This window comes from Bacteroidales bacterium, from assembly GCA_012519055.1.
Lineage (GTDB): Bacteria > Bacteroidota > Bacteroidia > Bacteroidales > Salinivirgaceae > JAAYQU01.
On record JAAYQU010000023.1, the window covers coordinates 103,590 to 122,578 of the forward strand.

General features: G+C 35.7%; 15 protein-coding genes. 10 read left to right on the forward strand and 5 right to left on the reverse strand.

Annotated elements, in window-relative coordinates; translation table 11 throughout:
• Positions 1 to 16: 16 nt before the first annotated feature.
• From GX311_04895 to coaD, 3 genes are all read right to left on the reverse strand, one after another.
• Positions 17 to 1,552: a YifB family Mg chelatase-like AAA ATPase gene (locus tag GX311_04895; GenBank protein NLK15716.1), complete on the reverse strand. Its 1,536-nt coding sequence runs from the start codon at positions 1,550 to 1,552 to the stop codon at positions 17 to 19.
• Between the two features lie 75 nt (positions 1,553 to 1,627).
• The gene (locus GX311_04900; GenBank protein NLK15717.1) at positions 1,628 to 3,025 is read right to left on the reverse strand and encodes a TlpA family protein disulfide reductase; all 1,398 of its coding nucleotides are present in this window, start codon (positions 3,023 to 3,025) and stop codon (positions 1,628 to 1,630) included.
• 122 nt (positions 3,026 to 3,147) lie between these two features.
• Entirely contained in the window at positions 3,148 to 3,639 is a 492-nt protein-coding gene (gene coaD, locus GX311_04905) for a pantetheine-phosphate adenylyltransferase (protein ID NLK15718.1), read from the reverse strand.
• Positions 3,640 to 4,010: 371 nt separating this feature from the next.
• Between coaD and rfbB the strand changes: the two genes are divergently transcribed.
• The 10 genes from rfbB to GX311_04955 all read left to right on the forward strand — a co-directional run bounded on the left by rfbB (position 4,011) and on the right by GX311_04955 (position 14,663).
• On the forward strand, positions 4,011 to 5,066 hold the full coding sequence (gene rfbB, locus GX311_04910) for a dTDP-glucose 4,6-dehydratase (GenBank protein ID NLK15719.1): 1,056 nt from the start codon (positions 4,011 to 4,013) through the stop codon (positions 5,064 to 5,066).
• Between the two features lie 6 nt (positions 5,067 to 5,072).
• Positions 5,073 to 5,810, forward strand: a complete 738-nt coding sequence (locus GX311_04915) for a capsular biosynthesis protein (GenBank protein NLK15720.1) — start codon at positions 5,073 to 5,075, stop codon at positions 5,808 to 5,810.
• A gap of 108 nt (positions 5,811 to 5,918) precedes the next feature.
• A complete protein-coding gene (frr, locus tag GX311_04920) occupies positions 5,919 to 6,482 on the forward strand; it encodes a ribosome recycling factor (protein NLK15721.1) in 564 nt (187 codons plus the stop codon).
• A gap of 242 nt (positions 6,483 to 6,724) precedes the next feature.
• Complete coding sequence (locus GX311_04925) at positions 6,725 to 8,062, forward strand: T9SS type A sorting domain-containing protein (protein NLK15722.1); 1,338 nt, start codon at positions 6,725 to 6,727, stop codon at positions 8,060 to 8,062.
• Between the two features lie 108 nt (positions 8,063 to 8,170).
• Complete coding sequence (locus GX311_04930; protein ID NLK15723.1) at positions 8,171 to 8,734, forward strand: hypothetical protein; 564 nt, start codon at positions 8,171 to 8,173, stop codon at positions 8,732 to 8,734.
• 41 nt (positions 8,735 to 8,775) lie between these two features.
• Complete coding sequence (locus GX311_04935; GenBank protein NLK15724.1) at positions 8,776 to 9,639, forward strand: T9SS type A sorting domain-containing protein; 864 nt, start codon at positions 8,776 to 8,778, stop codon at positions 9,637 to 9,639.
• Between the two features lie 220 nt (positions 9,640 to 9,859).
• A complete protein-coding gene (sufB, locus tag GX311_04940; GenBank protein ID NLK15725.1) occupies positions 9,860 to 11,308 on the forward strand; it encodes a Fe-S cluster assembly protein SufB in 1,449 nt (482 codons plus the stop codon).
• 34 nt (positions 11,309 to 11,342) lie between these two features.
• Positions 11,343 to 12,080 (forward strand): Fe-S cluster assembly ATPase SufC, encoded by a 738-nt coding sequence (gene sufC, locus GX311_04945; GenBank protein NLK15726.1) that lies wholly within the window; start codon positions 11,343 to 11,345, stop codon positions 12,078 to 12,080.
• Positions 12,081 to 12,102: 22 nt separating this feature from the next.
• On the forward strand, positions 12,103 to 13,437 hold the full coding sequence (gene sufD, locus GX311_04950; protein NLK15727.1) for a Fe-S cluster assembly protein SufD: 1,335 nt from the start codon (positions 12,103 to 12,105) through the stop codon (positions 13,435 to 13,437).
• Positions 13,438 to 13,448: 11 nt separating this feature from the next.
• The gene (locus GX311_04955; protein NLK15728.1) at positions 13,449 to 14,663 is read left to right on the forward strand and encodes a cysteine desulfurase; all 1,215 of its coding nucleotides are present in this window, start codon (positions 13,449 to 13,451) and stop codon (positions 14,661 to 14,663) included.
• Positions 14,664 to 14,699: 36 nt separating this feature from the next.
• Here the strand turns inward: GX311_04955 and GX311_04960 are convergent, their stop codons facing one another.
• Positions 14,700 to 18,377 carry a HAMP domain-containing histidine kinase gene (locus GX311_04960; protein NLK15729.1) on the reverse strand — a complete coding sequence of 1,226 codons (3,678 nt, stop codon included), beginning with the start codon at positions 18,375 to 18,377 and terminating at the stop codon, positions 14,700 to 14,702.
• Between the two features lie 114 nt (positions 18,378 to 18,491).
• Positions 18,492 to 18,965: a 23S rRNA (pseudouridine(1915)-N(3))-methyltransferase RlmH gene (rlmH, locus tag GX311_04965; protein NLK15730.1), complete on the reverse strand. Its 474-nt coding sequence runs from the start codon at positions 18,963 to 18,965 to the stop codon at positions 18,492 to 18,494.
• Positions 18,966 to 18,989: the final 24 nt, after the last annotated feature.

Sequence of the window (18,989 nt, forward strand, 5' to 3'; positions counted from 1 at the left end):
CATAATTAAAATAGTATTACCCAGCCCAACTTTCCCTGTCAAGCGTTCGATATTGTATTGCTTCCGCAATATGGTGGTTCATAATTGCGTCAGAACCCTCCAAGTCGGCAATTGTCCGTGCAACTTTCTTAATCCTATCGTAAGCACGTGCTGACAATCCCAGTTTTTCTACTGCATTGCTTAACATCAATTGCCCTGCTTCATTCAGCTTAACGTATTTAGACAACTGCTTGGAATTCATTTGTGCATTACAATATATTTTGTCTTTTTTAAATCTTTCAGATTGTATTTGACGTGCTTTTACAACTCTTTCTCTTATGCTTGCACTTGATTCTGAAGGAGTTGTCACAGCCAAGTCGCTAATGGGGACAGGCACAATTTCAATATGTAGGTCAATACGATCAAGCAGTGGACCTGAAATACGGTTCAGATATTTTTTTACCATACCTGGAGGACAAACACACTGTTTTTCAGGGTGATTGTGATATCCGCAAGGGCATGGGTTCATACTTGAAACCAGCATACAACTTGCTGGATATTCAATCGAAAATTTTGCGCGACTTATGGTAATTTTCCTATCCTCCAATGGCTGCCTTAGAACCTCTAATACAACTCGTCTAAATTCGGGAAGCTCGTCTAAAAACAGAACACCGTTGTGCGCTAACGAAATCTCCCCGGGCTGAGGGAATGTTCCCCCTCCCACCAATGCAACGTCAGATATGGTATGGTGCGGAGAACGAAAAGGTCTGTGAGTTATTAACGATGTGTCTTGGCTAATTTTCCCTGCTATTGAGTGAATTTTTGTGGTCTCCAATGCTTCTTGAAGTGTCAGCGGAGGCAAAATTCCTGCTACACGTTTTGCCATCATGGTTTTTCCTGCTCCGGGTGGTCCAATCATAATAACGTTATGACCGCCTGCGGCAGCCACTTCTAACGCTCGTTTTACTTTTTCCTGACCTTTTACATCAGAAAAATCTAATTCGTTTTCGAATGTTGCAGCCTCGAACTCCTTGTTAATGTCAACAAACGTAGGCTCAAAATTTGATTTTCCGTTTAAAAAATCAATAACCTGACCGATATTTTCAAGACCGTAAACTTTCAAATCGCCTACTACGGCAGCTTCCCTTGCATTTTGTGCGGGAATTATTATCCCTTCAAATCCCTCCTCAACAGCATTTATTGCAATTGGTAAAATTCCTTTAATTGGCTGTAAACTTCCGTCTAAAGATAGCTCGCCCATTATAAGATATTTTGAGAGTTTTTCGGAACTCACCTGTTCATCTGCTGCCAAAATACCCACAGCAAGTGTCAAATCGTAAGCCGAACCCTCTTTTCGAATATCGGCTGGAGCCATGTTTACTACAATTTTTTTGCCGGGTACTTTATGTCGATAAGCCATAAGAGCACTCTCAATACGATGTTGCGACTCTTTTACAGCGTTGTCTGGTAAGCCAACAAGAAAAAGTCCGAAGCCGGTTACGACATTTACTTCAACCGTAATTTTTGTAGCCTTTATACCGTAAACCGATGAGCCATACGTTTTTACCAACATGCATTAATAATTTAGCTTCATTAATATCTGCAAATCTAATAATTTTAAGCGTTAAGGAGATTGAAATTTAAGCGTTTATTTTAAGTCGTACTCTCTGGTTGAAGATGGCTGACTACCCTCTTGCCTAAGTTTTCGTATCCTATCTTCGCGTAGCTCTTTAACAAAATAGAACTCAAAATGATTATTCGGTGCAGGCGATGGTGAGAGTATAAACCTCAATTCCGGGGAAATAAGATAACAAGTTGGAGAGGCAACCACTTTATATTTATCCAAAATTTCATCATCATTAGTGCCATCTAAAAGCAGCCACTCGTAGTTGTTGTCGCGAAAAATTTTTGATATCAAAGGCATATTTCCCGCCCCTGTTGCCACAGTAACAATTCTAAGCTTATCCTGATATTTCTTATATAAAAATTTAAGTGCTTTAAGCTCTTCGTCCGCTGTAAAACTTTTTACGTTTATAAAATTCAGATAAACATACTTGCCTTGTAAGTCTCTGGTTTTTACTGCATTCCCATCAACATCAACCAATTCAAATTGTGGAATTTTAGTTCCAATAGCCAAATTCATTGTTTTTTGCTTGATGTTATCAATTATACCTTTATGAATATCACTTTTAGTGTAAATTTTAATCGAGTCGAGAGTTTGAAAACAACTTGAAACGGGAAGCTGTTCCATTGATAGAGCGTCGTGTATACTTTTTATCAAAACTAATTCGCGAAAAGTTGAATCCGTCAGTAACGGATTGTTACCAAGTGTTTCCATTGCAAACGAGTAGCTTTTTGCTTTAGCAATATCGGCAACCAATCTCTTACCCTGCCGAGTATCGGCATAATAAGGCAAATAATCCTTAAAAAGCTCATTAAACAAATCTGTGTATGCAGGATTATTGTATAGTATCTGCCTGTGTGAGAAATAGTCTTTTATGGTTGTATGATGATTTTTTATCAACGTAAGAGCGTATAAGCTAGCTATGCTATAGTTCTTATAATCAATAAAATATTGATGCGTGACATCGCTAAACAAAGAATCAATAAAAGCTGGCAAAGTATCTATTTGAGTGTTGTAATATCTGTTCAACGAGATATGCAAAAAATATTGATTTAGAAACTGATTGAAGATATTGTCAAAATTGGCTATAACATCGGTCAACTCAGGCAAAACCGGGTTTTTTATTTTGAAGTAAAAGCCTATAGGCTCGAAATATGGATTTAAACTATCAACAATTGTTTTGGATTCAAATTCGGGCAAAAGCAGATCGTAGTCACGCTCAGGTTCGGCGTATAGTAATCCTATAAACTTCCCAAATGCTATTTTCAATTCAGCAATTTCTGTTAAATCAAGTTTTGCCGAAAAACACCCATTTGTATCGGCAACAACCGAACAGAGTACCTTGGGAGTCTCAGTAATAAAATCATCTTCAGTTGTGATTGTAACTTTTTGATTAGCAAACGATTTATGACAACCTCGCACAATAGTCGGTTTCGTTTGACTGTACAAAACTACTGATAAAAACAGAAAAAAATATGTTAGCGATACCCTGTTAAACACTGATATATAATTAATTGTTTTCAGAATTTATTAAAATTACGGCGTTAATAATTTTTTTGTTTCCGCTTATTACTAATTATTGGTACAACTGTCTCAGGGACAAAAATAGAAATATCCCCGTTATTGCGATAAATATCGCGTACAATGGTAGAGCTTACAGGCATTAGTTCGGGTACCGACAAAATAAAGACAGTTTCAAGTTCGGGATACATTTTTTTGTTCATTTGGGCAATTCCTTGTTCAAATTCAAAATCTGAACTTGTTCTTAACCCTCTTAGAATATATTTGGCATTAACATCTTTACAAAACTTAACTGTTAAACCCTCATATACAGCCACCTCGACCTTCTTAACATTCTCAAACGTTTTTTTTACCATCTCAACCCGCTCATCAACAGTAAAAAAACCGGTTTTATCCGAATTGTGTCCAATTGCGACTATTATTTTATCAAACAGCGCAACAGCTCTGAGTACAACCGATTCGTGTCCCAAAGTTATCGGATCGAATGATCCCGGAAATACAGCAATTTTACTCATTATTATGTATTTATATGTTCACACTACTTAAAATAGAGTTACAAATTTCACTATTTTTTATGGTTTAAAAAAGTTTGATGTGTTTTGTAGGCAAATTAAATTAACGAAAGAGACAAAAGAACGTAAAAATAATCATAATAGAACCATTCTAAATATTTAAAAATCAACCACTATTGATTTTTAGGAATTTATAATTACTTTCAACTTTATGAGAGACGCCGTAATATGATGTCCCTACAATATCCTTATATTCAACTAGTTGCTAATTGCTCATTGCTAATTGTTCATTGCTAATTGCTAATTACTATTTATTTTGTAATTTTAACCGCTTTTAAAAAAGTCAATTAATTTTAGATAGAAAAATAAAACGAATGAAAAAAAACATTCTAATTACTGGAGGAGCGGGCTTTATAGGCTCGCATGTAGTTCGCCGATTTGTTAAGAATTACCCGAATTATTCCATCGTAAATCTCGACAATTTAACCTACGCTGGAAATCTCGAAAACCTTAAGGATATTGAAAAATCAAGTAATTATACTTTTGAAAAAGGTGATATTTGTGATAGTGATTTTGTTACAAAACTTTTCAAAAAATACCATTTTGACGGTGTAATACACCTTGCTGCCGAATCGCATGTTGACCGTTCAATTGCAAATCCCATGTCATTTATTATGACAAATATTGTAGGTACCGTAGTTCTTTTAAATGCTGCACGCGAAGAGTGGCGAGAAAACTACGAAAACAAACTGTTCTACCATGTATCAACAGATGAAGTTTACGGAGCTCTCGGCAATACTGGCAAATTTGTTGAAACAACACCCTATGATCCACACAGCCCCTATTCGGCATCGAAAGCCTCGTCAGACCACTTGGTAAGAGCATATCACGATACTTATGGATTGCCAATAGTAATAAGCAACTGTTCAAACAATTACGGTGCAAATCAATTCCCTGAAAAGCTTATTCCTCTTGCAATTAACAATATCAAACAAAATCGTTCAGTGCCTATATATGGGAAAGGCGAAAACGTGCGCGACTGGCTATATGTCGAAGATCACGCAGTGGCTATTGATTTAATTTTCCATAAAGGCAGAATCGGTGAAACCTACAATATTGGTGGTGAAAATGAGTGGAAAAATATTGATCTAATTCATCTGCTATGCTCTATTATGGATAAAAAACTTGGACGCCCCGAAGGTACAAGCAAAAAGCTCATTACGTTTGTTAAAGACCGAGCCGGACACGATTTGCGGTATGCAATAGACTCCTCGAAAATTATGAATGAGTTGGGTTGGGCGCCATCAGTCGATTTTGAAAAAGGATTGGAAAAAACTGTCGATTGGTATTTAGCAAACGAAGAGTGGCTAAACGCAATTATTTCGGGCGAATATCAAGAATATTATAAAAAACAATATCATCTTAGATAAAACAAAATGCTGTTTCGCAGTAACACTAAAAACAAAAGCTACCAAGATTTTAGCGTATTGGGTGTGGACCTTCATTCACACCTAATATCTGGTATCGACGATGGTTCAACCTCTCTTGAAGAGAGTATAGTGATGCTGCAAAAACTTGCTGATTTAGGATTTAACAAAGTTATAACTACTCCGCATGTGAACAGCGACTATTTTCGGAATGACAATTCAACAATAAATGCGGGATTAAATATTTTAAAAAGAGCAGCTGCAAAAAACAATATTCCCCTGACAATAGAAGTCGCAGCTGAATACTATATTGATTTTGAGTTTGTTCAAAACATAAAAAACAAATTCCCTTTTCTAACCTTTGGAAAAAACTATATTCTTGTTGAAGTTTCGTTTTTTAATCCACCGGACAAATTGCCTGAAATATTGTTTGAACTTCAGTTAGAGCAATATAAACCTGTTTTAGCTCATCCCGAAAGATATGCTTATTGGTTCAACAACTTCGGGTTTTACGAGGAGCTACACAGCAGAGGCATACTGTTTCAGGTAAACCTTAACAGCATATCTGGATACTATGGGCCCGATATTCAAAAAATGTCCTACATGTTTATTGACAAAAACCTGTGCAGTTTCGTAGGCACTGATTGTCACAGAATCCAACATTTAGAAATAGTTGAAACTGTTTTGGGAAACAGACATTTCAAAAAACTAATTGACTCAGGAACCCTACTTAACCACACGCTATAAAAAGCAATAAATCTAAAATAACACAATATTATTAGTCAAATCCTCTGTTTTTTTATAATTTTAACGCACTTTTGAAAAATCTGAGTTTGACCTAAAAACAGAATAATTATGAACGAAGAATTAGAACTATATCTCGAAGATGCCAAAGAGCGCATGAATGCTACAATTGATCACCTTGATAGAAATTTGGCAAAAATACGTGCAGGACGTGCTAATCCCGCAATCTTAGACGGAGTGTTGATTGACTATTATGGAACTCCTACTCCGCTAAATAGAATATCAACAATAAATACACCCGATGCTAGAACAATAAGAGTTCAACCCTTTGAAAGAAACATGGTTGCAGTGATTGACAAGGCAATTTTAACAGCCAATTTGGGCTTTAACCCCACAAACAATGGCGAAGTTGTAATAATAAATGTTCCTCCATTAACTGAAGAACGCCGCCGCGACCTTGTTAAACAAGTAAAAAACGAAGGGGAAACTGCACGCATAAGTATTCGTAATACTCGCCGTGACACCAACGAAGAGATAAAAAAACTACAAAAAGAGGGATTGTCGGAAGATATTGCCAAAAGTGCCGAAACTGAAGTCCAAGAGATTACAGACAAGTTTATAGAAAAAATTGACGCACTTTTAGTTCAAAAAGAGAAAGATATAATGACAATATAACGTTGTCATTAGCTTGGTTTTAATGGGGAAATTAGTTTAACAGAAAACTTTTGGTTTTTTGTCAGTTTTGTTGTTTATACCGATTGAACATCTACTATAATCCAAACTTCACTACCGTTTGCTTGGACTATGTATCTGCAACATCGGTATTTACAATTGGTATAACATCGCTGTCAATTACAGTTGATTTTTTCAATACACTGTAATGGCAACTGGACATAATTAAATAAACTCAAAATACTATGAAAACAAAACTACACACATTACTACTTCTCCTATTTTTCACAATAGGACACGCAAACGCACAATGGGAACTACAGTTAAACTTAAACATGTATGCTGGTGCTGGTAGAATTCACTTTGTAAATGAAACACACGGTTGGACAACAGGGGGATTAATAGAAGGAGCTTATGAGTGTTTATATACAACTAACGGAGGAAAAAACTGGTATCTGCTACCAGGTGCCACCAGTGGCATTGATGTTTTCTTTGTCAGCCAAGATATTGGCTTTTTGTCAACCTGGGATGGTATTATTAGAAAAACCGTTAATGGTGGGCAAACATGGCGTGATATTCAGACTCCTACAAATAAACTTATATATAATTTACAGTTTGTAGATGAATACAATGGATGGGCTCAAGTTTATGGGGGAGAAATACTTCATACTGATGATTGCGGCGAGAATTGGACCGTACAAGTTGTTAGTGATTCTATTACACCAACACATGTGTCCGTTCATTTTCTAAATAGCAATACAGGTTGGGCTAAAGTTTCAGCCCAAGGAGATAGTAAACGCAGTGTATGGAAAACAGATAATGGAGGAAGTGAATGGGATAGTATTTTTAGTTGGCCAGAGGGCTGTTATATTGATAAAATTTATTTTGTAAATGAACAAAATGGCTGGGCACTTGGGAGACTTTCGCCTTCAGACAGTATTTTTTTAAGTCAAACTGTTGATGGGGGATATACATGGAATGAAAAAAAACTCCCTTTTCCGGATTACAAATATGAAGTAAGGGAAAAATTGAGAGATATTCAGTTTATTAATGACACTTTAGGGTGGATTATTTGTAACCGTACAATATATGATGATTTTGATAATATAGAAGGAATTGAAAGTTATGTTTTTGTAACAAAAGATGGGGGTTCAATTTGGTTTCTGCAATTTTATAACTATTCTTACGATGGATACAATCCTGCTACGGATAGCTACCATTATCTAAGTCCATTTTTAGATATTTGTATGGTCTCTACCAAAAAGGGTTGGATAGCAGCTGAAAACTATATTTACACAACAAACAATGGTGATTCAATAATAGGTATTCCTCAAAAAGAGCACTTTAATAATAAGTTGAATGTATATCCTAATCCTTTTAAAGATTGGATTTCAATACAGCTACCACAATATGAAAAGCCAACTAAAGTAACAATAAGCAGTATTGATGGGAAAATACTACTACATGAAGATTTTCCAAGTGACAATACACTTAACTTGAATTTCTTAAGCAAAGGTGTTTATTTCCTTACGGTATATTTAAATAACAATCATTCATTGATAGATAAAATTATTAAATTATGAAAAAATTACAGCTTCTTCACCAAAAAGTAACTTTATTAAAAAAAATAAAACATAACATTGCAAACGTAATGCTATTTATAGTATTTCAAAACCACTAAAAAATCAGAAATGAAAAATCTACATATACTTTCACTACTAACAACATGTTTGTTACTAACATGCACAGACCTCTTTAGCCAATTTTCTACTAACTCCCAAACAGACACACCTCAAACCAAAGGCGACTTTTGGGTAGTACAACTACCACATTACGGAAGAGTAAGATATATGTTAGAGGTTGAAGATGGCTATATTCTATATGCTAGAAGTGGCTTATCTCCCGACTCTGAAACTTGGGTATTCACCTTTTATAAATACTCCAAAACCGGAGAACTGCTTTGGTACAGAGAACACCCCGATGCTCCCAGATTCCCCAGAGACTTTATAAAAACACAAGACGGAGGCTTTATGGTTACGGGAGAAGGTGAACTTTTTAAGATGTATAGCGATGGAAACAAACATTTTCATTATGTGCCAGATCACTCAATGTGGCCAACAGCGAATTTTTTTTCGAGTTACAAAGCTTTTAGTTTTGGAACACCTGAACGATATGGATACTATTTTAGAGTTATGTACGAAGATTCTACTAATTATTATTCATATCCTCTAATTGTTGATGGGGGGGGGAATTAGTAAAGATAGATACCTTACACAGATGTTGTATAGGGGGGGGTATGGACTTTTCAACCGAAAATGTAAATGGAAATCAACTGTTTATAAGTTATCCTCCTCAACCACAAGGTAACGGTAAACCAAGAAATTTTTTTAGTGATTATGACTTTAATCCTATTCAAGAAAAAAAACACTCCTCTTACTCAATGATATTCCCACACAAAGAGTTTGGATATTATCGAATACCAGGCAACTACTGGGCAAATATTAACGAGAGTCCCAAATACCTTATCAGATACGACGATAATATGGATTCGCTTTGGGCACACGAGTATACTGATTACCTGATGACAGGGGTAGATGCAATTGTATTTAAGGCAACTACATCATCAAGCGATGGTGGCTTTATATTGGCTGGTGAGATATCAAATCTTTTCTTTCATACAGTTTGGTTAGTAAAAGCTGATAGAGACGGCAATATGGTTTGGCGGAGAGGTTATGCCCCTCACACCATCTCTCGCGAGCTGGCATACAAAAGTGTTGCCGAAGCCGACGATGGAGGTGTAGTCTTTTTTACCTCAGGCTGTCTCAATTGCAATGATCCTGAAAATGTTCGTTGGTATATGTTTCTTGTAAAAACAGACCCTGACGGTTTCGTAGGACTTGAACCGGAAATTAGGGAAACAGAAAAATTTGTTGTTTACCCTAACCCTGCTACTGATAAAGTGACACTAAGTTTTGTCAATGGATTTACAGGTACAATTACTGTTCAAACTATAACAGGGACTCTTGTACATACAGCAAATATACAGGGTGGAATTAATTATGAGTTGGATATAAAAGATTTGCCAACAGGAATATATGCTATAGTGGCAATAGATACAAAAACTAATAAAACATATTTTCAAAAAATTATAAAGTACTAATTGTTTTTTTTGCCAACTCATCTAAGTACTCACACTACACGAACACGTTATTCCCTCCAAAAAACAATATAAAGATAGAGTGGCATGCCATTCTATCTTTTTTTTAATTAGCTTTGCACTCACTATTAAAATACATATCAACTAATCGCTATTCCAAAACACCCTCTGAACAATACAACAAAATAGTTGTTAAAGAAAAAGAATAGCAAAAAACAGAATAATGGTTACCGATAACGACAAAATAATAGACAACCTAACACAATCGGAATATAAATACGGCTTTACCACTGAAATTGAGACTAAAACAATTCCAAAAGGACTTTCAGAAGAGACTGTTCGACAAATATCAAAGATTAAGAACGAACCCGAATGGATGTTGGAGTTTCGCCTAAAAGCCTATCATAAATTTTTAACTATGAAATGTCCCGATTGGGCACATTTAGATATCCCGGAGATTGATTTTCAAGATATTATATACTATGCTGCACCAAAACAACAAGCAAAATATGAATCGTTAGACGAAGTTGACCCTGTTCTTATAGAGACTTTCAATAAATTAGGGATTCCACTTGAAGAGCAGAAAATATTTGCAGGAGTAGCTGTTGACGCCGTAATGGACAGCATATCGGTAAAAACCACATTTAAAACAACTCTTGCCGAAAAGGGGATTATCTTCTGTTCATTTAGCGAAGCTGTTCAGCAGCATCCCGATTTGGTTAAAAAATATTTGGGAAAAGTTGTTCCTCCGCACGACAACTACTTTGCAGCACTCAATTCGGCGGTATTTAGCGACGGCTCGTTTGTCTATATTCCAAAAGGGGTTCGCTGTCCAATGGAGCTAAGCACCTATTTTAGAATAAACGCCATAAACACAGGTCAGTTCGAGCGCACACTGATTATTGCCGACGACGACTCATACGTTAGCTATCTTGAGGGTTGCACCGCTCCTATGCGAGACGAAAACCAGCTACACGCCGCAATAGTAGAGATATTTGCTGAGGAAAGAGCTTCGGTTAAATACTCCACCGTTCAGAATTGGTATCCGGGTGATAAAAACGGAGTAGGTGGTATTTACAATTTCGTTACAAAACGTGGTATATGTCGTGGCGAATCATCGAAAATATCGTGGACGCAAGTGGAAACAGGCTCGGCAATAACTTGGAAATATCCCAGTTGCATTTTAAAAGGCGACAACAGCGTAGGCGAGTTTTACTCAGTTGCTGTAACAAACAATTTTCAACAAGCCGACACAGGAACAAAAATGATTCACCTTGGGCGAAACACCAAAAGCACAATAGTTTCAAAAGGAATTTCGGCAGGGAAGAGCCAAAACAGTTACCGAGGATTAGTAAAAGTCTCCAAAAAAGCCGACAATTCCCGAAATTTCAGCCAATGCGACTCGCTACTACTCGGAGACAAATGTGGCGCACACACTTTCCCATATATTGATATTCAGAACGATACATCAATAGTTGAGCATGAGGCAACGACATCAAAGATTGGCGAAGACCAGCTCTTTTATTGTAACCAACGTGGCATTGACACCGAGGTAGCCATAGGACTGATAGTCAACGGATATGCACGCGAAGTATTAAATAAACTGCCAATGGAGTTTGCAGTAGAGGCGCAAAAACTATTACAAATAAGCTTAGAGGGAAGTGTCGGATAATTTAATAATTGATAAATATAAAACAGATAATATTATGCTCCAAATAAAGGATCTACACGCTAGTATCGATGGAAAAGAGATATTGAAAGGAATAAACCTATCAGTCAAAGCTGGCGAAGTTCATGCAATAATGGGTCCAAACGGCTCAGGCAAAAGCACACTATCAGCAGTATTAACCGGTAACGACCGTTTTCAGGTAACACAAGGTGAAATCAGATATAAAAGCAAAAACCTGTTAGAGATGGCTCCCGAAATAAGAAGCCGCGAGGGAATTTTCCTTAGCTTTCAGTATCCTGTTGAAATCCCTGGAGTTAGCATGGTAAACTTCATGAAAACCGTTGTTAACGAGCATAGGAAATATAAAGGTTTAGACCCGATTTCCGCTTCCGATTTTTTAAGGCTAATGCGCGACAAAAAGGAGTTGGTTGGAATTGACAGCCAATTAACAAATCGCTCAGTAAATGAAGGCTTCTCAGGTGGCGAGAAAAAGAAAAACGAAATATTTCAAATGGCAATGTTGGAACCTACACTTGCTATTTTGGACGAAACCGACTCAGGGCTTGATATTGATGCTCTTCGCACTGTGGCAAACGGCGTTAATAAATTAAGAACTAAAGATAACGCAACAATTGTTATCACACACTATCAGAGGCTGTTAGACTATATTGTCCCCGATTTTGTACACGTTCTCTATCAAGGACGAATTATTAAAACAGGCACCAAAGAGCTTGCTTTAGAGTTAGAAGAAAAGGGTTATGATTGGTTAAAATAATCTGTCCAGAGAAAATTAGATTATGGAACTTAAACAAAAATATATAGATGCAATAACTAAAACTGTTTCTGAAATTACCAACGAGAAACCATCACAGCTTGATAAGTTCAGAAACGAGGGGTTAAAGCACTTTAAAGAGTTAGGACTACCCGATAAATCGGACGAGAACTGGCTATATACCGACTTATCCACTGCTTTTTCAACAAACTGGGAGCTAAAACCAAAAGGTTTGCACAGAAAAATAGATATCGAAACCATATTCACTTGCGATGTTCCAGACTTTGATACACACTTGGCTATTGCCTTTAATGGTCAATATTTCGATACGGGAACAGATTTCCCAGACGGAGTTATTGTTGGAAGCCTTGCAAAAATGTCAGAACAATATCCACAATTAGCTGAAAAACACCTGTTTAAAGCAGCGTCACACGGACAGAGAATGACAAACCTCAATGCAGCTTTGGCTACAGACGGCTTTTTTCTCTATATCAAGGAGAATGCACGTATCGAAAAACCTATACAGATAGTTAACGCAGCATTCGGAAACGAATCGTTTTTTATAAATCAGCACAACCTGATTATCGCCGGAAAAAACAGTTTTGCACAAATAGCCTACTGCGACCACACTCTTTCGGCAACACCATTTTTTATTAATCAACTTACAGAGGTATTTTTGGAAGAGAACTCGGAGCTTGAGTTTTACAATGTGCAAAACTCACACAACGATACAACACAGGTCTCATCAATATATGTCAATCAAAATCGTAGTAGCAATTTCCATTCAAATATAGTTACACTACACGGCGGCTTGATAAGAAACGAACTGAGAGTTAAGTTGTTAGAAAAGGAAGCAAACTGCAATATTTCAGCAATAAACCTTACCGACAGAAAGCAACATGTTGATAATCACACATGTATCGACCATATTGCGCCTTACTGCACAAGCAACCAACTCTACAAAGGTATTTACGATGACGAGGGCACTGGCGCATTCACAGGAAAAATATATGTAAACAAAGGGGCTCAAAAAACAGAAGCATACCAATCAAATAAGAATATATTGTTAACACCGAATGCCAAAGTCCATTCACGTCCACAGTTAGAAATATATGCCGACGATGTTAAATGCTCACACGGCGCAACAACCGGACAGTTAGACCAAAATGCAATATTTTACATGCAATCGCGTGGCATAGACAAAAAAGAGGCACGAATGCTGATGATGTACGCTTTCGCAAACGAAATTATATCGAAAATAAAAATAGAACCGCTTGCAGCAAAAATAGAAGGTATGATATATCGCAGATTACGCGGAGAGTTGTCACGATGTGCAAATTGTGCAATCAAGTGCAGTTAAATTTTAATAAAATGGATATTGAGAATATAAGATCGAAGTTCCCTATTTTAAATCAAAAAATTTACAACAAACCTCTTGTATATTTTGATAATGCGGCAACTACGCAAAAACCGCAAAGCGTTATAGATACAATGAACGAGTTTTACACCATGTGGAACTCAAATGTTCACAGGGGCGTTCATTATCTAAGCAACTACTGCACAGATGCTTGCGAACAAGCAAGAAAAACAGTAGCCGATTTTATTGGAGCAAACTCCGAGAAAGAGGTAATTTTCACACAAGGCACCACCGACTCAGTAAATATAATTGCCGACACGTTCTGCCGTAAATATTTGAAGGGTGGAGACGAGGTTCTTGTTTCGCAAGTCGAGCACCACAGCAACTTTGTCCCATGGCAACAGGCAGCTAAATATCACAATGCAAAATTCGTAGTTTTTGATATGCTTCCGGACGGACGTATCAACATAGAAGATTTTAAATCAAAGCTATCTGACAAAACAAAAATTGTTGCGGTAAACCATGTTAGCAATGCTTTAGGGACAATTAATCCAATTAAGGAGATTATTGACATTGCTCATAAAATGAATATTCCGGTATTTGTCGATGGAGCGCAGGCAATACACCATATTAAGTTAGATGTCAGGGAATTAGATGTCGATTTCTACGCTTTTTCAGGACACAAAATGTATGGACCTACAGGAATTGGAGTCCTTTACGGCAAAGAAAAATGGTTAGAAGATATTCCCCCATATCGCTTTGGTGGAGAAATGATAGGGAGAGTTTACAACACACATACAACATTTAACGAACTGCCATTTAAATTCGAAGCAGGCACTCCAAACTATATTGGTCAAATAGGTTTAGGAAAAGCCGTTGAGTTTATAAATGAAATTGGTATAAACACCATTTCAGAGGCAGAACAAACTTTGTTAAACCATGCTACTGAAAAACTCTCAGCTATCGAGGGAATAACAATATATGGCACAGCAAAAGAAAAAACCGGAATAATCTCTTTTCTTGTTGACGGGACACACCCGTTTGATATAGGCATAATCCTCGATAAATATGGAATTGCCACCCGTACAGGACACCATTGTGCACAACCGCTTTTCGACAGAATAGGCATTACAGGAACCATTCGAGCATCGTTTGCCGTTTACAATACCATAGCGGAAATTGATTATTTTATTGAATCACTAAATAAAACCATTAAAATGTTTCGTTAAACGTTTTTTAACGTAGAGACGGAGCATGCTCCGTCTCTACAACCTAATTGCCAGCGGTAACTGAATAAAAAACGTAGTTCCCTCATTCTCCTGCGTTTCGTACCAAATAGTGCCACCGATACTTACGATAATATTTTTAACCATTGCTAAACCAAGACCCATACCACTCGATTTTGTTGTAAAATTGGGTTGAAACATTCGTTTCTGCATATCTGCAGGAATACCTGTACCGTTATCGAATACACTAATTAAAACATTTTCATCTTGGGTTTTCATCTTAATATTTATAAGACCCAAACGTTCTTCGGGTATAGCCTGAATAGCATTTTTAATAAGGTTTGTAAATACCCTTATAATTTGATCGCCATCGGCAACGACTATTAAGTCTGTTTTCTTTTCAGCTTCAACTGTTATTTTAACATTCTTAGTCTCTTCAAACAAAGCCACGCATGAAAGAGCAGCCTCATAAATATCAATATTCTCATATTGTCCCTTGGGCATTTTTGCGAATGTTGAAAACTCGGTTGCGATATTCGACAATGCATCAATCTGTTCTACCAATATTTTGCACACTTTGTTAAGACGACTATCAAAGTCGTAAGCCCTGTCGTCCCACGCTCGTTGAAGTAGTTGAACATTCAGTTTCATAGGGGTTAACGGATTTTTTATCTCGTGTGCAACCTGTCTTGCCATACTTTGCCATGCACTCTCTCGTTCCGTCTGAGCAAGTAGTTTAGTGCTTTTTGACAATTCAGAAACCATTAAGTTATACTCTTTGATCAAATCGCCAATTTCGTCAGCTCCTTCATATTCAATTGGAGTGTTCTGTTTCTTAATATCAAAATCCTGTAGCTTTTGCTTAACTATCAATAAAGGTCTTGTAACTTTTTTACTGACAAAAACAGTTAACAAAATACTTAAGAGTATAAGTATAACATAGATGTTTGTAAGAGCCACTATCATAGAAGCCCTATCTTTTGTCCTGGCATTATCTTGCCCAATAAAGGGCAGATTAACATATCCAAGAACAGTGCCTTGTGAATTAATCAATGGAATATATGCACTATAATATTTTAACTTACCGATATTTTCGTGTAAAATCAATTTGCTAAGATTATCGTCAGAAAAAGAACGAAAAGCTTCATAGTTCATCTTCGAACCAATTATGTTTTCATCGTATAAATCTTTCAATGAAGAGGCTGTTAAATTGCCCGAAATATTATACAAAGAGACGTCTGTGTTAAAAACTTCTGAATATTTGTCCATTAAAAATTCGATGTAATCATCGTCACAGTAATTCAGATCTTTAACCATTGCAAATTGTCCATTCATCTCTTTAGAAATAGATGTAATTTTTTCGTTAGTTGCCTCTATATATTTATGTTGTGTTATCTGAAAAGTGAAATGAATACTGGCAACTCCTACTACAAAAATTGAAACTAACAATGCCCAAGCCATAGTATTTTGAATACGGTTTCTCATTGTAGGAGCAAGCAAAGTCTTTATAAGGGGTAAATTAAAAATTATTGATACAATCAAGACAATAACGTAATATATTATAAACACGTACGAAAACCATATTATTAAATCGTAGACATTCACTTTTGGCTCACAAATAACCATTGTCTGATTTTTATCAATACGATAAAACAATTGTTTGTAGCCATCGGAATTTTTCTCTGTAAAAACGTCTTCTGTACTATCTACCTGACGATCAATACGTGTTCTGTAATCAAAAGTGCCTACTTTTGAAATTAATCTATCATCATAATATATGGCATATGAAAAATCGTGATTGTCTGTTTTATAATCAAACCTATCGTGAAAAATTAATGAGTGAAGACCATGTTTTAACCTATACAATTTATCATCAAGCTCAACAACAACTGTCAAACTTTGTGGTAATAAGCTGTGAATAAGATGAAAACCAATATAACGAGTAGAACCTGTGCTGCGATACAAACGATAATAATCACTGTTCGGGACAAGTAATCCAGATTTGTGAGCCCTGTTTTCATAGTGCTGTCGCCATGGCTGCCATTGAACCGAACTGGTATCAACAAAAACACTATCATGGGGTAAAAAACAAAAAACTCTAACATTGTACAACCTACTAATCTCACTAAAATAATGATTGTTGATATAGTTAGACGTTCTGGTAAAATCACCACTACTGTTCGATACTATATTTTGTAATGTCGTATCCTTGCTAATTTGTGCACTTATCTCGTGTAGTTGGAACTCTGTATCCAAATCATCTGACGAGGTCAATCGTAATGCAGTAACCCTATTTGAATCAAACCATTTTTTTTCATAGCTATCATGGGTTTTAAACACAAAATATAAAGACAATGATACTACTATTACTACGACAAAAAAGTGATGATATCTTTTTAGAAAATAAAAAACGTACGAAACTAATGTTAAAAACAAAAAGAAAATTATCTCTAAAACCGATATGTCGAGAAGATAAAATAAAAAGCCTGCAACAAACACAAGAGATATAAAATGTGATATTGCTATCTGTTTTAATTTATAATGGGGATGTAATAACTTTAGAGAAAGATAAGAAATTAGGAGATAAGAGGATACCGCAATAAGTAGAACCAGTAACGCAATAAAAGTAAAACCGTTGATATTTAATATTTTATAAAGCTCTAACTCTATATTTGAATCTTTTACAGCAGCTGTAACATAACGCGCTATAAAAACTGCTAATAAAGAGATTACAATACCACTTAATACCAGTAACTGTCTTTTAATCTCAATTCTCAACCCCTTTTTCTCTTGTTTTACAACGTGCAAATACACAGCTATAGTAGTAAAGAAAATCCACAAAGCATCTATTAAACTGTCTCCCAAAGTGAAGAACAACAATCCTGATGAAAACAACTCAGGACTAAACAAATCTCCCTCAAACACAAATCCCGGAACGTTGATATAATACAGTATTAATCGCGCTATTATTGAAATTATAATTGACATAATAACTGCCCAGAACAAATCTTTTTTGATAGCTATTAAATCAATGATATTTACAATAAATTGGAAAAAACAGACTGTAGCAAACAAAAAAAGTAATATAGAAGTCCAAATTAAAAAGCGTGACCATTTTACGTCAGTCTCGCCTTCTAAAGAAAACAGATAATTTTTATCACTATCGTATATACGTGTCCCTGAAAGAAAATTAGTAGTTAAAAGAACATTGTCCGACAGGTTAAAATCATTTGCAAACTCATCGTTCAAATATTCGTTTTTATGCTTATATTGCGTTTTAATAAAGCTTAAAACAACAATATCAATATTATCAACCCTTGAATGCAAGCATAAATAGTAATTGTGACCAAGTAAAATAACCGTTTGAGAAAACAAGTCTGGATCGAATACCTCTGGTAAAACAATTTTCTGAATTGGCCAATGTTTCAGATACCAGTTTTTATATACAGCCAGACAGATTTGATTTTGATTTGAATATTGCTCCTGTATGTCAAGAAAATCTTTTGGCAGATATTCAAAATCATTTCCTAAAGCTACTTCCTTAGCGATAGTCAGATACTCTAATGCCTTTAACTGCTTTGCATGTATTACCGACTCTATATGTTCCTTGTCAATAGGAGACTTTGAATAATAACACCCTAATTTTCCTACAGCTACTGAAATAGTTGTAAACAAAACTGTTAAAATAAGCGATCTTTTTATTTTACTCTTTTTCATAAATCCGTATGGAAAAGCAGGAATACAAAAGTGTTGAATATCTATTAAATAATGGTTACCTCAAAAGCTGTGCTAAAATTACCATTATACAATAGTAGTTAAAATTTATCAAAACTATTCATGATGATATGGCTCTTTTTTTATAATTGTAAACGCTCTGTAAAGTTGCTCTACAAAAAACAACCGCACCATTTGATGTGAAAATGTCATTGAAGATAGCCTAATTATATGATTAGCCCTATCATAAACCGAATTACTAAAACCGTATGCCCCACCAACAACAAAAACTAATTTTTTAGAGGTAATATAATAATTACGATCTATCCATGTTGCAAATTCAACAGAACTGAACTCTTTACCTTTTTCATCAAGAAGGATAACAACATCTTTTTCATTAACAGATGCTAAGATTTTATCTCCTTCGATTTCTTTTAAACTTTCAATATCTATTTTTCCCCTATTCTTATAATCTGGTATTATCTCTATTTCGAACTGAACATAGTTGTTGACACGAGTTTTATAATTATTAATACCCTCTTGAAGCCATTTTTCTGAAGTTTTACCTACAACTAATAATAAAATTTTCATACGTTCACGATTTATCAGTATATG